Annotated in this window: 14 protein-coding genes; 5 read left to right on the top strand and 9 right to left on the bottom strand. The window is 50.2% G+C overall.

Going from position 1 to position 13,415, the window contains the following annotated elements; genetic code table 11:
* Position 1: 1 nt before the first annotated feature.
* Positions 2-628, bottom strand: a complete 627-nt coding sequence (locus tag FPL14_RS28275) for a trimeric intracellular cation channel family protein (RefSeq protein ID WP_182300850.1) — start codon at positions 626-628, stop codon at positions 2-4.
* Between the two features lie 224 nt (positions 629-852).
* Between FPL14_RS28275 and FPL14_RS28270 the strand changes: the two genes are divergently transcribed.
* On the top strand, positions 853-1,515 hold the full coding sequence (locus FPL14_RS28270; RefSeq protein WP_324617853.1) for a thiamine diphosphokinase: 663 nt from the start codon (positions 853-855) through the stop codon (positions 1,513-1,515).
* On the opposite strand, the gene FPL14_RS28265 is transcribed toward FPL14_RS28270, so the two are convergent.
* Complete coding sequence (locus FPL14_RS28265) at positions 1,512-2,285, bottom strand: MBL fold metallo-hydrolase (protein ID WP_182300849.1); 774 nt, start codon at positions 2,283-2,285, stop codon at positions 1,512-1,514. The genes FPL14_RS28270 and FPL14_RS28265 overlap by 4 nt on opposite strands.
* A gap of 54 nt (positions 2,286-2,339) precedes the next feature.
* On the opposite strand from FPL14_RS28265, the gene FPL14_RS28260 reads away from it, so the two are divergent.
* From FPL14_RS28260 to FPL14_RS28250, 3 genes are read left to right on the top strand one after another with little or no spacing between them, the layout of a single operon-like run.
* Positions 2,340-3,452 (top strand): GerAB/ArcD/ProY family transporter, encoded by a 1,113-nt coding sequence (locus FPL14_RS28260; RefSeq protein WP_182300848.1) that lies wholly within the window; start codon positions 2,340-2,342, stop codon positions 3,450-3,452.
* The gene (locus FPL14_RS28255; RefSeq protein WP_182300847.1) at positions 3,449-4,879 is read left to right on the top strand and encodes a spore germination protein; all 1,431 of its coding nucleotides are present in this window, start codon (positions 3,449-3,451) and stop codon (positions 4,877-4,879) included. Before FPL14_RS28260 ends, FPL14_RS28255 begins: the two co-directional genes overlap by 4 nt.
* A gap of 15 nt (positions 4,880-4,894) precedes the next feature.
* Positions 4,895-6,049, top strand: a complete 1,155-nt coding sequence (locus tag FPL14_RS28250) for a Ger(x)C family spore germination protein (RefSeq protein WP_182300846.1) — start codon at positions 4,895-4,897, stop codon at positions 6,047-6,049.
* Between the two features lies 1 nt (position 6,050).
* Here FPL14_RS28250 and FPL14_RS28245 read toward each other — a convergent pair whose 3' ends face one another.
* On the bottom strand, positions 6,051-6,722 hold the full coding sequence (locus FPL14_RS28245) for a GNAT family N-acetyltransferase (protein ID WP_182304201.1): 672 nt from the start codon (positions 6,720-6,722) through the stop codon (positions 6,051-6,053).
* Positions 6,723-6,772: 50 nt separating this feature from the next.
* Positions 6,773-7,393, bottom strand: coding sequence for a GNAT family N-acetyltransferase (locus FPL14_RS28240; RefSeq protein ID WP_229264026.1), 621 nt, complete (start codon positions 7,391-7,393; stop codon positions 6,773-6,775).
* A 340-nt stretch (positions 7,394-7,733) separates the two neighbouring features.
* Here FPL14_RS28240 and FPL14_RS28235 point away from each other — a divergent pair, with 340 nt between their 5' ends.
* Positions 7,734-8,222 (top strand): C40 family peptidase, encoded by a 489-nt coding sequence (locus FPL14_RS28235; RefSeq protein ID WP_182300844.1) that lies wholly within the window; start codon positions 7,734-7,736, stop codon positions 8,220-8,222.
* 111 nt (positions 8,223-8,333) lie between these two features.
* Here the strand turns inward: FPL14_RS28235 and FPL14_RS28230 are convergent, their stop codons facing one another.
* The 5 genes from FPL14_RS28230 to FPL14_RS28215 all read right to left on the bottom strand — a co-directional run bounded on the left by FPL14_RS28230 (position 8,334) and on the right by FPL14_RS28215 (position 13,355).
* The gene (locus FPL14_RS28230) at positions 8,334-9,266 is read right to left on the bottom strand and encodes a sensor histidine kinase (protein WP_229263703.1); all 933 of its coding nucleotides are present in this window, start codon (positions 9,264-9,266) and stop codon (positions 8,334-8,336) included.
* A 26-nt stretch (positions 9,267-9,292) separates the two neighbouring features.
* Complete coding sequence (locus tag FPL14_RS30205) at positions 9,293-9,688, bottom strand: hypothetical protein (RefSeq protein ID WP_229263702.1); 396 nt, start codon at positions 9,686-9,688, stop codon at positions 9,293-9,295.
* Positions 9,685-10,383: a response regulator transcription factor gene (locus FPL14_RS28225; protein WP_182300843.1), complete on the bottom strand. Its 699-nt coding sequence runs from the start codon at positions 10,381-10,383 to the stop codon at positions 9,685-9,687. Before FPL14_RS28225 ends, FPL14_RS30205 begins: the two co-directional genes overlap by 4 nt.
* A 40-nt stretch (positions 10,384-10,423) precedes the next feature.
* The gene (chrA, locus tag FPL14_RS28220; protein WP_182300842.1) at positions 10,424-11,605 is read right to left on the bottom strand and encodes a chromate efflux transporter; all 1,182 of its coding nucleotides are present in this window, start codon (positions 11,603-11,605) and stop codon (positions 10,424-10,426) included.
* Positions 11,606-11,714: 109 nt separating this feature from the next.
* Positions 11,715-13,355, bottom strand: coding sequence for a serine/threonine protein kinase (locus tag FPL14_RS28215; protein ID WP_182300841.1), 1,641 nt, complete (start codon positions 13,353-13,355; stop codon positions 11,715-11,717).
* Between the last annotated feature and the right edge of the window lie 60 nt (positions 13,356-13,415).

Here is a 13,415-nt window from a genome sequence, read left to right as displayed (position 1 = left end):
ATTAGCCTCCAGACGTGCCGCGCAACGAACGGCGCGGCAGCTTCCATTTATAATAGACCGACAACATCCTGAACAATACGACAATAATGAAAAGCGTGAACAGTTCCCACGGCTTCTGAAGATCCGCGATCCCGATCGCGAGCCCGGCTCCGATGGCCCACATCGCGTAGATCTCGTCCCTCAACACGAGCGGCTTGCGCCCCGCCATAATATCCCGAACCATCCCCCCGCCGATGCCCGTGAGCATAGCAGCCACCATTACGGCGCTTAGCGGAAGGTTGGCCTTAACCGCATACAAGGCGCCCTGAATGGCGAACGCGGCAAGGCCGATCGCGTCGAAAAACGCTTCCCCGCGTTTCCAATGATGAATGAGCGTTATCGGCAACACGAATACGACCAGTATCGAAATGCACGCGATTTTGAGGAAAAGCCCTTGGCTCCACAGCGTCGTAACGGGGACGCCGATAAGCAAATTACGGATGACTCCGCCTCCGAACGCGGTTACAAGGCCTAATACGAACACGCCCAAAATATCGTATTCTTCTTCCATGGCCACGATCGCACCGCTGACGGCGAAAGCAATCGTCCCGATTAAGCTAAACACATGAAAAATTTCGTCCAAATCCAACTTAGGTCTCTCCTCCGCGGGCTCCTATACGAAGCATACAGCCTGCAATAAATGTCGACTAGTATGAATCCTTACTCATTGTAGCGGGAAGCTTCGCTGTTCCGCAACGGTCATTTTCCGTTATACTATGAAGGGCTGTTTAATGAGCCGTCCCGACATCACGAAAAGTGCACGATGTGCGTTCGACATCGAATCTTGTATTCCTTTGGAGGTTCTCCCCCATCATGTCTATGAATGATCATCCATATACTCGCGCTTACATATTCACGGGAGGCCGTTTAGGACAATGGGCGATAGACTCTCAACCGCTTGATGACGTTTATTTGATCGGCGCCGATCGCGGAGCCGATTTTCTACTTCGCCACGGCCGCGTCCCTCACCTTGCCGTAGGCGACTTCGATTCCGTAACGCCGGATCGAATGGAGTTCATCCGCGATAGCGCGCTCGAATTGATAACGTGCGACGCGGTGGATAAAGACTGGTCCGACACGGAGCTCGCCGTAAGGGAAGCAATCGCCCGAGGCTTTCGGGAGATCACTCTCGTAGGAGCGCTGGGAACCCGCTTCGACCACGGCCTAGCCAACGTTCAACTTCTTCGGCTCGCGCATGAACACGGTTGTTCGCTCAAATTGCTCGACGAACATAACGAAATACGACTGTGCGCCGATACTCTTCGGTTAGAGCGGAACTCTTATTTCCCTTATATCTCGCTGCTCCCGCTAACGCTTGAAGTAAGGGGAATTACTTTAGAAGGATTTCGTTACCCGCTTCATCAGGCTGCCATTCAGTTGGGATCGTCTCTGGGAATCAGCAACGTTCTTGATGCCCCCGTCGGAACGATTACGATCACGGATGGAATAGTGCTCGTTATTCGAAGCCGAGACTAAACGGTCAGGCTTAACCCTGTTGAAGCGAGCATTACGCCTTTAGGCAATCCGTAATCCTTGCGAACGTCCACGTCATGCGAGAGATGCGTGAAAACGAGCTTGCCCGGCTTTACTTCCTCGGCGAGTCGCAAAGCTTCCGCCATATCGTAAACGGATCGCGTATCCATCGGAAACGGTTCTTTCGCATAGCTTGTCCCGAGTACCAATAGCGACAACCCCGCTAACGGCGCTTTTTGGCGTGCCGTCAAATTAATCGCATCCGAGCAATAGGCCCACTTAACTCCCGTCATCGCGTTCTCGAAATGATAAGCATAAGAGTACCCGTTTTTTCCGTGATTCACTTTCCATGGGGCGATCCGCCATTGTCCGTAGGCCATTCCTTGATCATTATCTTCCATCGTAAGCTGACGCTCGATCCACGGGAATCGCGAGCGTATTTCGGCGAATACTTCTTGCGGAGCGAACAGTCGCGCCTTTTTTTCCGTCCATCTGCAACTATCCGCCCATTCCGTCAATCCGCCGATGTGGTCGAAATGCGCATGCGTGAGCAGGCCTTGAGATATCATTCTAAGGCCGAGCCCTTCCATCTGAGCTCTCCAATCCGGTCCGCAGTCCAGCAATAACGGCGATTGTCCCTCGGCCTCGAGCAGAAGCGAGGATCGAAGGCGGCGGTTTTCCCCCGTCGCGCGCGCTTCAGCGCATACCGCGCAATCGCAATAAACTCTTGGCGTCCCCATGGAATCTCCAGTTCCTATAAACGTAATTCTCATCTGCGTTCTCCTTACTTATTCGTATATTTTACGGGGGAGCAGGAAACGATTTACATGAAGCATGCCACACCGTCCAAGGAGTTAATGCTGTTGAAAAACCAAACCTTCTCCCTGCTCCAGATCAGCATGGTTCTTATCCTTTCTATCGGAATGATGAATCACGTTCTCGTCATCCCTTTGTTGTTGGATGCATCCGGAAGGGATTCATGGATCTCGACGATCGTAACTTTTGTCGTTCTAATCCCTTTCTTCCTGATAGTAGCCCAAATCTCCAAACTGACGAATCAACGGTCCTATCTGAATGAAATCGAATCGCGTTACGGCAAATGGCTATCCCGTTGGATCGCTTGCACCCTATCGGTTTACCTCGTTCTTTCAGCCGCCATAACGGGCAAAGACTTAACGACTTGGACGAATGCCTCCTATTTACCGCAAACACCGCCTCTGGTCATTGCCGCATCATTCATCATACTGGCTATGTTTACGGCTTCCAAAGGTTTACGGTCGGTTGCCTATTCCGCCGCGATCTTATTTCCGTTTATCGTCCTTTTCGGAGAATTCGTCATGGTCGCCAACATTCCTCATAAGGACTACAGTCTTCTATTTCCTGTATTCGAAGAGGGATACGCCTCCGTTGGGAGAGGAGTATCCTATCCGGGAACCGGTTTAGTCGAGATTCTCTTATTGTTATTCGTTCAGCACCGAATTTCAACCCCGATTCAAAAACGGCATATTCTTCTGATCGCCTTCTTGCTCTCGGGACTCACTTTGGGCCCGTTGATTGGGGGAATAGCGGAGTTCGGGCCGGAAGAAAGCGCTCTGCAAAGGTATCCCGCGTTCGAAGAATGGCGGCTCGTTAAGATCGGCGACTTCCTCGAGCATCTTGATTTTCTGTCGATCTTTCAATGGGTCAGCGGTGCGTTCGTCCGGTTAAGCTTTACTTTCCTGTTGATAACCGAGGTCTGCGGCACGAAGAAACTCGTTCTGCCCATAGCCTCATTGCTCGTATTTTGCATGATTCTTTTCCCCGTCGGGGACATTACATTCGTTGACTTGCTCAGTAGATTCTACTTCCCTTTATGCTTTTATGCGATGCTGTCGTTTACGGCCGTTCTCTACTTATTAATTGCATTGCCGAATAAATCCAAGCGGGTGAATCCGTCATGAGCCTATCGAAACCTATGCAGACGTTGGTCGATGCTTATGCGCATTGCGCCGACGTAAGATATAGCTCGATTCCATTGGGCATCCGTTCTAACATAACCCTGCTGTATTGTAAAACGTTATGCGACGAAAAGATGATCAACCGTAACTTGCTTCCCGAATTCAAGAGACTGTACAGCCGCGATGAAATGAATACGTTCGAAGAGATCGAAAAATTCGCCGCGATCCAAATCGAACGCTTGGATAATATGACTGTCGGCATATGCGATGACCTGCTTTTCAAGGGAACGATCGTGATCGAGATTTCGCACCTATCCGCCATGTTCGCGTATTGCTCTCCGCAAATTCCGGTTCGCCAGACGGAAGAAACGAATATCGAAGTATCTATTCGAGGACCTAAGGACGGTTTTGTAGAATCGGTTGACACGAACTTAGCGTTGATCAGAAGACGGCTGCCCGTTAATACGGTTGCCATAGAAACGATGAGGGTCGGAACCAAGACCCGTACGCGGGTCAGCATCGTCTATGATACCGACAAAATCAATCCCGGCCTTTTGAACGACATTCGCGTCAGATTACGCGAATTATCGGATCAAATAGAGGAATTAAATAGCGCTACGCAGCTCGAGGAAAGGATTTCGGATCATCCGTATAGCCTTTTTCCGTTATCGATCTACACGGGACGGCCCGATTTTCTAACCAGCTGCGTACTTAGAGGCCGCTTCGCCTTGTTAATCGACGGCGTTCCAGGGGCGATGATCGGACCTGCAACCTTAACGATGCTGCTGAAAACGCCGGAGGATAATCATTTCAATTACATTTCCTCCTCTTTCGGACAATTGTTGCGCTTGCTGAGCCTTCTGGTAGCGATGTTCCTTCCGTCCTTCTATATCGCGTTAACGGGTTACCATCAGGATCAAATACCGTTTCCTCTGCTGGCTACTATCGTGAACACGAGATTCGGCGTTCCGTTCAGTACCCCGATGGAAATGTTTCTTGTGCTGACCTTATTGGAGACCTTCAAGGAAGCCGGCTACCGGCTTCCCTCGATGATCGGACAAACGTTAACGGTCGTTGGAGGGCTGATTATTGGAGAAGCGGCGATACGCGCCGGCCTGACCTCACCGTCGATGGTCGTCATAGCTGCCATTTCCATCGTTTCCGGTTCGACTTTAATCAGTCAAACGTTATCGGGCTCCGTGAGTATCATCAGGTATGCGGCCGTCTTTTTGTCTTCTTTGCTTGGCATGTACGGTTTCATGATCTCCGTTATTGTTGTTATCGTCTATTTGTCTGGATTGTCTTCATATGGCGTCTCGTATATCGCTCCGTTCGCGCCGGTCTCGCTAAAAGACATCGGAAGATCCATCCTCAATTACCCTCGGAAATTAAAATCCTTCGTGCCGAAATATCTCAACAAGAAGCCGTAAAGGAATGAGCCGAATTTGAAGAGGATTAAACTGGTCCGCACGCTGCTGGCCGTATGTCTAATCGCAAGCTTGCTTACGGGATGCTGGGATTTTAAAAATATCGACCGCATGAATTATTTAACGACATTAGGCATCGATTACGACAAAAATCAATTCGTCGTGTACTTGCAATCGACAGACTTCTCCGCTATAGCCAAAAGAGAAGGAACCCCTTCCGCAAGCAAACAGACGCAAGTCATCGGAATCGGAAAAGGCATTTCGATCGGCGATGCGTTGTTCCAGCTCTATGAAACCGAACAAATCCCCATCTATTACGGTCATATCAAAACGCTTGTCCTTTCCAAAAAAGCGTTGCAAAAAATAGGGTTGGTGGATCTAACGGATCTGGTCAACCGATATCGTGAAATCCGTTATAATTTATGGGTGTTCGGAACGGAGGAGCCGATGGATAAGTTTCTGTTCAACCACCCCTATTTCAACTTATCCGCATACGACTCCATCCTCATGAAGCCGCTCGAAACCTATAAGCAGTCTTCCTTCATAAAACCGATCTATCTTAACCGATTCCTGGCCGACTTTTACGAAAAAGGAAAAACCGCCATGATCCCCATCCTTTCAACCGATAAATCCAACTGGAAGGAAGGCGGTAAAACGCTGCGGGAATTAAAGATGTCCGGCATGTATTTTTTCGGCAAGGAAAAGTGGTCGGGCGAACTCGATACCGAACGATTGCAAGGCAAACAGTATCTGGACAAAAATATGAGACGGGCGCCGCTCATCCTCTTAGAGAATAACAAACCGATCATCACCTTCGTGGTCCATACGCAAAAAATCAAAGTCCGGTATTCCATTGACAACGGCAAACTATCCTACAAGATCGAGGTCAAACTTAAAGCTTTTCTGGATGAGATGCTGGAAAACATGTCGCAGGACGAAATGAGAGCACGAATTATGGAACATATCGAGAAAAACATCCGTTTGACCTACGATTCCGGACGAGAGTTTAATGCCGACGTGCTGAATCTGGGTTATCCTATTTATAAATATCATCACTCGGTTTGGAAAAAATATATCCGGGACGTCGAGGACGTCCCGGATATCCAATCGATCAAGTTTGACTTGCAAATCATCCATTCAGGCAAATATAAAGGAAAAATCCACCGCCGTTAACCTAAAGCGGCAGAAGATCGATCTCGGTACGGTCCTCGAGCCGCCTTATCATCTCCAACCATTCCTGCGGCTTATTCGGAAGAGCGGTGTAGTAAGTAGTAAGGAACCGCACGATGAGTGCGGCCGGCAACGTCCGCATTGTCTCGTCCGTCGGCAAAAAGCCTAGGTCAAGCTCCGTAACCGCCTTGCCTTCATGATCCCACGAAGGATGCACGTAAGCGAAATCGAGTTTCTCGTATCCGATATGCGACAGCACTTCTCTTCTTACCGCGGGATGCATCGGAAGCACATTGCCGAATTTGAACGACGATACGGCATGCGGCCTATAAATTTCAGCGAACATTCCAATCGAAGACGTACCGCTCTCGCGTTGAAGGCGCTCTAGATCCTGAGCGCGCTGCACGTATAAGAATCGTCCGATGCCGAGTCCCATCACGCCGATGATCGTAAAGTCGGTCATCGCTACGCGGAGATCCGGATAATAGCGGTATTCCGTAGCTCCTACGACGTTGCCCTCATGAAGCGCTACGTATACGTGAATATCCGGATCTTCTATCGGTTCCTTCCATAGATCGAATTCCAGCACTTCCTCCGCAGGGAAAATCGAACTCATCAAACGGTGCATCGCGGCAAAATGAGGTTCCTCGATTGATCTTACGCGTATATATTCCATCATTCTCGCTCCTTCTTAGGGGTTGTGCTGAAAACCTGACTTTTGAACTCTCATTTGAAAGGGTTTCGCCATTCCATCAACGCTGCATAGTGAGCGGATTGTTCGTCGTCTAAATAATCGGGAATAATGCCGACGGGCAACCTCCCGCAATTTAACAAGAAAGTTAATACGGGATCGTACTTTCCCCCGGTTGTTACTTCATCCACATACTGCTGTGGCGTTAACTTGCCCGCATGAAGGTGATAACCGGGCATCCGTCCGCCTCCCAGCAAACGGTTGCAGCCTAGATGCACGACAGTCTCGTACATCGATTGCATTAACCACTTGCCGAGCCCTAGCTTTCGATAGCCGGGCGCAACGCAAATGTCTACGACGTAAAGGGTATCGCCAGTGGGCTCATGATTTCTTATGTAGCCTTCATCGGTTACGGAAGCCCAATCGTGAGTATGCCGATCGTCTAACGTTATCCGCAGCGCGGTCATGGATCCCACGATCTCGCCTTCAAGCTCGGCGCATAGCGCTCCTTCGGGAAATCGGGTCACATGCTCGCTTAACTGCTCTTCGTTCCACCATAGCTCCGAAGGAAACGGCGGAGGAAAGCAGAGAGCTTGCAGAGAGATCAATTTCGCGAAATCCCCCCTTTCATAGTTTCTTATCGTTACCGGATGCATGCGATTTCCGTCCGATACTCTTAGCTGCTTAAGCAAAAAGACACCTCCCGTCCCCTGAACTCCGTTTGGAAACATGACTAAATACCCCATACTCACTTCCTATATTATAGGAATTCATTAATAAGGGGCAAGTTGCATTGCTATTAGTATAAACGCGGAATTACTTGAACCAGGCAAATAAGCGATACATATGAGAGAATTCTCATCGTTTTCTAAGAAAGCGGTTCAAACCGTTCTTGTGCTCGCTCTTATTCTCTCCTTGGGAATCATTAGGGGACTTATAGTCTGATATACTCAGGTCCATAGCAACTGCACACGATTACATGGAGGGAACAACAACATGAGCATCAAAAACACACTAGTCCGTAAGGTAGTCGGCGTCAGCCTTTGCGCGGTCATCGGGTTTACCGGAATTTCTTTGGCACAAGCACCCCAAGCTTCGGCGGCAACTAAAGCGGAGAAAATCATATCGCTGGGCAAAAAATATATGGGAGTAAAGTACCGGTTCGGTGCACCTTCCGGTTCGACTTCCGCTTTCGATTGTTCCAGCTTCACGCAATATATTTACGGCAAGTACGGAGTTAAACTTCCGCGCGTATCCAGCTCGCAAGCCAAACGCGGATATAAAGTCGCCAAAAGCAATCTGAAGAAGGGCGATCTCGTTTTCTTTAAAGTCCCTTCTCGTACAGGCACCCGAATCGGGCACGTCGGCGTCTATGTCGGCAGTAACAAAATGCTGCACACTTACGGCAAACCAGGCGTTATGATCTCTTCGCTTAGCTCCAGCTACTGGAAAAAGAACTACGTGACTGCGCGTCGCGTTCTCTAATTCTCTTATTATTGTTTATAACGTCTACGATCCACGTAAAGTTGCATTAAAAAACCGGCAGATTTCGGTAAATCCGAATTGCCGGTTTTTTCATGCTTTCCTTGTTTAAAACTATAATTTACGCGGCAATTGAATGGAAATCGTAGTCCCGTTACCAGGCTTACTGTATACTTCTACGTTACCTTCGTGAATATCGATAATTTTCTTTGCGATCGAAAGCCCCAGTCCGCTTCCTCCCGTCGAACGGTGGCGAGCCTCGTCCACCCGGTAGAAACGCTCGAACATATAAGGAATTTCGCTCTCCGGAACGCCAATGCCGTAATCTGTCACTTCCAGCTTGATCCCGTTCTTCTGCGTACGAATGCGAACATCGATCGGCTCCTTGCTGTATTTGATCGCATTATCGATCAGAATGAGCAGCAATTGCCTGATTTTTTCCTTATCGCCCTTCATATGAACGGAATGGTTATCGGAATGGACGCGGATTTCCCGATGGAACGTCTTGCCTAGCACCTCGGAGAGCTCCCGCACGACGGTCGTCACTTCGAACCGCGAAACGTTAAGCCAATCATCCTGTTCGGCTTCCGCTAAAGTAAGCATCGATCGAATCAAGTTCTGAAGCCTTTCGGTTTCCCTTGAGATCGCTTCAATCGCTTCATCCCGGACTTCTGCGTTGTCTCTTCCCCAGCGCTTTAGCATATCCGCATAGCTCGAAATAACCGTGAGCGGAGTTTTCAATTCGTGGGATGCGTCGGCAACGAAGTGCTTCTGGTGTTCGATCGTTCGATCTAATCGATCGATCATTTGATTAAAAGCTCTCACCATTTGCTGCAGCTCTACCGATTCTTCCCTTCCGTTCAACTTAACCCTATACAGCTTTCCGCTTCGATCGATTTCCCTCATCGTCTGAACCATCTGGCCGATTGGCCCGGTCAATCGCGAGGTGAACCAGTACGTTCCGAATATCGCGAATACGATCGCTCCGATACTCGTGACGCTTAACGCGCCTACCAGTATTTGCAAATAACTATCCAGAACCGTCAACCGGCGTGCAGCTTCGACCGTGCCGATCAGGTGTCCTTTTTCGAAAAAGGCATCGACAAAAACAGCACCCGTTGCCCGTTAATTTGACGCGTCTCGGATAGGTTGTACACCTGCATTTGCGGCGGAATGGACAACAGTTCTTCGTCCGTCCCGACCTTATTCACAACCCGCACGTCGCCGGTAACGATTCTGATCATCTCGTTGTAGTTATACATATCGCTTAGAAGCTTCGGGTCTTCAAGACCGCGCATTTCCTGTTTGCGAAGCGTTTCGATGATCAGGTCCGCTTTGTTGGTGAGCAATTGCAGTTCGCCGCGCGTCGTTACCCGAATGACGAAAAAATAAACGAATATGTTATACAGAATCAGGATAAAAATGAGCCAGAAAACCGTAAATAAGGTAAATCGGGATCTGAGGGTCATGCATCGGGCTCCTTCAGCATATAACCGACTCCGCGTACCGTATGAAGCAGCTTATGACGGTACCCCTTGTCCATCTTTTGCCGTAAATAACGGATATAGACGTCTACGACGTTCGTATCTCCGATGTACTCGTATCCCCACACGTCGGACAAAATTTCGTCGCGGGTCTTCTCCCCGTTCTTATGCCTGGCCAGATAAAGCAGCAATTCGAACTCGCGCGGCGTAAGCTCGATCGAGTGGTCCTTACGGTATACTTTGCGGGTTATGAGCTCGATGGACAAATCCCCGATCTTGAGAATATCCTCGCTCTCCCCTTCTCGGGACGCTTTGAAGATACGCAACAAATTCCGTACCCTTGCGAGCAGCTCCTCCATGGCAAAGGGTTTCGTAATATAATCATTCGCTCCGTGCTCGAAACCGCTCACCTTATCCGGCACGGTATCTCTGGCGGTCAGAAGAATGACGGGCACCGCCCCGTCGTTCTGCCGTAGTCTGCGCAGCACTTCGATGCCGTTCAATTCGGGCAGCATTACGTCGAGCAGCACCAAATCCCACTCTCCCGTGTTCGCCATCTCCAAGCCTTTGCGGCCATCCGCGGCACGTCCGACGCCGTAGCCTTCATGTTCCAGCTCCAACTGCAATATTCTCGCGATCGCGTCTTCATCTTCTATGATCAAAATATTCTCGTTGTTCATTTCAGTCACCCCACGATAATAAGTACAAGCCCATTAGCCGCTATAGCAGCCATCCTGACGCCGCCGCCAAAAACACTAACAACCAAGGCGGGCATTTCCAGACGACGAGCAATACAAATCCGATAACGACAAAGATAAAATCCAATTTATCGTTAACCGAGCTAGTCCAAACAGGATCATAAAGCGCGGCAAACAATATTCCGACTACGGATGCGTTAACTCCGTTCAAAGCCGCTCTAATCCGCGTGCGATTCCGCAATCGCGACCAGAAAGGCAACACGCCGGCAACTAACAGATAGGAAGGAAGAAAAATAAACATCAACATCACTGTTGCCCTAATCAATCCTTCTATACCGCTGGAAGAGACGGCGCCCAAGTAAGCAGCGAAAGTAAACAAAGGTCCGGGAACAGCCTGAGCGGCTCCGTAACCGGCCATAAACTGTTGTTCGTTCACGATTCCCATAGCTATAACGTGATGTTCCAGCATCGGCAAAACGACATGCCCTCCGCCGAACACCAGGGCCCCTGCCCGATACCCGATGTCCGCTAGCTGCCATAACGGATCATGATTCATCGCGGATAGGATCGGAAGAAGAATAAGCAGAATGAAGAATCCTGCTAGAAAAATTATCGCTGTAGCAGCTTTCACATTTGGATGCTGTTCGTTTGACGAGCCGACGGCTTGAGGCTTCAGTAAAAATGCACCGGCAACTCCGCTTGCTACGATAGGAACAATCTGACCCGCGGTGCCGGGAATAAGTATCGCACAGCATGACGAGAGTGCAGCAATCGCGATTCTCGGTTTGTCGGGCGCATGGACGTGCGCCATGCTCCAGACCGCTTGCGCGACCACGGCTACGGCAGCCAACTGCAAACCCGTTAACCAGCCGGAATCCACGATGCCTCCCCACTGTAGTCCATAGGCAAAAGCAATGAGAAGCAATGCGGATGGAAGCGTAAAACCAAGCCAAGCGAACATTCCGCCAAGAAGCCCGGCACGTTGAATGCCGATCGCGATTCCTAATTGACTGCTGGCAGGCCCGGGCAGAAACTGACACAGTGCCGCCAAATCCCCAAACGACTGCTCGGACAACCATTTCTTGCGGACGACATACTCCTGGCGAAAATATCCGATATGGGCAATCGGTCCGCCGAACGAGGACACTCCGAGCTTTAATGCCGTTAATCCTACTTCCAGCCTCCGCCAGCGGTTGCCCGACATGCTGATTTCTCCCCTATTAAACGCTTTCTCCCATCTTTATTGTAACATGCCTGTCAAAGGCTTGGAAAATCCGTCGAACAACGGAGCTGCCGGAACAACTCCGATTCCCTTATCTGCGCTTAGTGATGCTGACTATCCAATGGTTAAATGCCCGCTCCGCCTTCTGCATAGCAGGATGATTAGAAAACAATCCCTCGCCGTGCCATAACGAATTCAGCATGGCGGGCCCCGCCAAATCGGGTAAATAGATTTCCGGTTTATCGGGAAACAAGGAAAGCCACTGTTTTCTGTCGGGGAACGGTTGGTCGCGGTTGGCTATCCAGAAGCTTCGAATGTTGCGTTGGTTAGCAAGCTTCAAAATTTCCATGCAGGATTGCTGCCGACGTCTCGACCATTTCATCGGATAACAATCGGCGATAATCGCCAGCTGATCCACCGATCTCATCATCCACTCCTTAATGGCAGGTTGTTCCCACCTGCTCGAGAGGTCAAGCACGACGATAGGCGCCCCTAATCTGCGAAGCCAGCTTGCAAAAGCAAATTCCGGCGGTTGAGTACCGGCTTCATTTGGCTCCAATGGATAATAAGCCGCATATCCGTCACGCCAAGCCGGAGCGGCGGCTTGTTGACCGTTCGCCTGCGCATATACCGCTCCCTTGGGCATTCTTCTCGTTCCGTTAAGGAGCGCGTAGAGCTCGGCATCGCTTCCCGGGCATTCCACTAAAGCATGCGAGATTCCGCTTCTGGCCAGTGAGGAAGAGAGTGCGAGCGAAGAGAAGGTTCCTCCTGCTCCCGGATATGCCGATGCCATGCCGATGACGACGGTTTGCTCCTTGCTCCCGTACTCGCGCGGGTCGTAAGGATCGTGAACATAGCTATGTAACTGTCGACGTTGCGACATGCCGACGTCATCGGCTGGCTCCCGGATGTACACGAGTTCACCTAATAGTTCCTTCGCCGATTGAGGACGGTTGTCCGGCTGGCTATCCAGCAAACGTTCCAACAAAGAGGCAAACTGAGCCGGAACGTCTTGTTGGAGCACCCGCTTCATCTCTCCTCGATGACGGATGGCGAATTGTCCTCCGGTTAACAGAAAATAAGCTATTGCTCCTATTCCGTACAAATCGGTTCGTCCGTCGGACTGCTCGCCCCGCAGCTGCTCGGGTGCCGCAAAACCGGGCGTACCGAGCTGCAGCGTATCTTTATGCACGTCGTCCCGGTAACGGCGAGCAATGCCGAAGTCGACTAACATCGCTTTATTGTGCCGATCCAATAAGACGTTCGCCGGCTTCAAATCGCGAAACACGATGGACGGCGTCTGCGCATGCAAATAAACCAAAACTTCGCATAATTCGATCAATACTCCAAGAACGAAGCTAAACGGGAGATGATACCCGTAACGTTCCAATCTTTCCGCTAGCGTATCTCCCGCAATATAATCCATGACGATGCAAGCAACCCCTTCCGGATCGGGAGGATAATAATCCACGATCGCCGGGAGGTGCGGATGGTCTAATTCGCTCAGCAGTTGCGCTTCCGGCAAGAAGCTTCTCCTCTCGTCCGGCAACGGACGAGTAAGCTTTAACGCTCTCTGCTTACAGCCGAGCCGAATGTCCTCCGCTAAATAAACGCGCCCCATCCCTCCTTTGCCGATCGGCGTCAAAATCCGGTACCGCTCTCCGTAAAGTTGCCCGACGTGAGCATAAGACCATCTTGGCACCGTTGCTGTATCTGTTCCTGCATCTGGCATCCCCCTCTTCAATGACGGAATAAAAAAAACCGCACCACGGAGCGAAACCTTGCGTTAGCA

Origin of the sequence: Cohnella cholangitidis (assembly GCF_014107495.1) — a bacterium.
Taxonomy (GTDB): domain Bacteria; phylum Bacillota; class Bacilli; order Paenibacillales; family Paenibacillaceae; genus Cohnella; species Cohnella cholangitidis.
The sequence above is the reverse complement of the archived record's forward strand: the minus strand, read 5'-3'. Positions and strand labels throughout refer to the sequence as shown.

Bases quoted from the DNA above. Each gene is read 5' to 3' on its own strand.
- FPL14_RS28270 (WP_324617853.1), top strand. From the start codon at position 853: ATGTCTATGAATGATCATCCATATACTCGCGCTTACATATTCACGGGA.
- FPL14_RS28265 (WP_182300849.1), bottom strand. From the start codon at position 2,285: ATGAGAATTACGTTTATAGGAACTGGAGATTCCATGGGGACGCCAAGA.
- FPL14_RS28260 (WP_182300848.1), top strand. From the start codon at position 2,340: ATGAAGCATGCCACACCGTCCAAGGAGTTAATGCTGTTGAAAAACCAA.
- FPL14_RS28255 (WP_182300847.1), top strand. From the start codon at position 3,449: ATGAGCCTATCGAAACCTATGCAGACGTTGGTCGATGCTTATGCGCAT.
- FPL14_RS28245 (WP_182304201.1), bottom strand. From the start codon at position 6,722: ATGGAATATATACGCGTAAGATCAATCGAGGAACCTCATTTTGCCGCG.
- FPL14_RS28240 (WP_229264026.1), bottom strand. From the start codon at position 7,393: ATGCATCCGGTAACGATAAGAAACTATGAAAGGGGGGATTTCGCGAAA.
- FPL14_RS28235 (WP_182300844.1), top strand. From the start codon at position 7,734: ATGAGCATCAAAAACACACTAGTCCGTAAGGTAGTCGGCGTCAGCCTT.
- FPL14_RS30205 (WP_229263702.1), bottom strand. From the start codon at position 9,688: ATGACCCTCAGATCCCGATTTACCTTATTTACGGTTTTCTGGCTCATT.
- FPL14_RS28225 (WP_182300843.1), bottom strand. From the start codon at position 10,383: ATGAACAACGAGAATATTTTGATCATAGAAGATGAAGACGCGATCGCG.
- chrA (WP_182300842.1), bottom strand. From the start codon at position 11,605: ATGTCGGGCAACCGCTGGCGGAGGCTGGAAGTAGGATTAACGGCATTA.
- FPL14_RS28215 (WP_182300841.1), bottom strand. From the start codon at position 13,355: ATGCCAGATGCAGGAACAGATACAGCAACGGTGCCAAGATGGTCTTAT.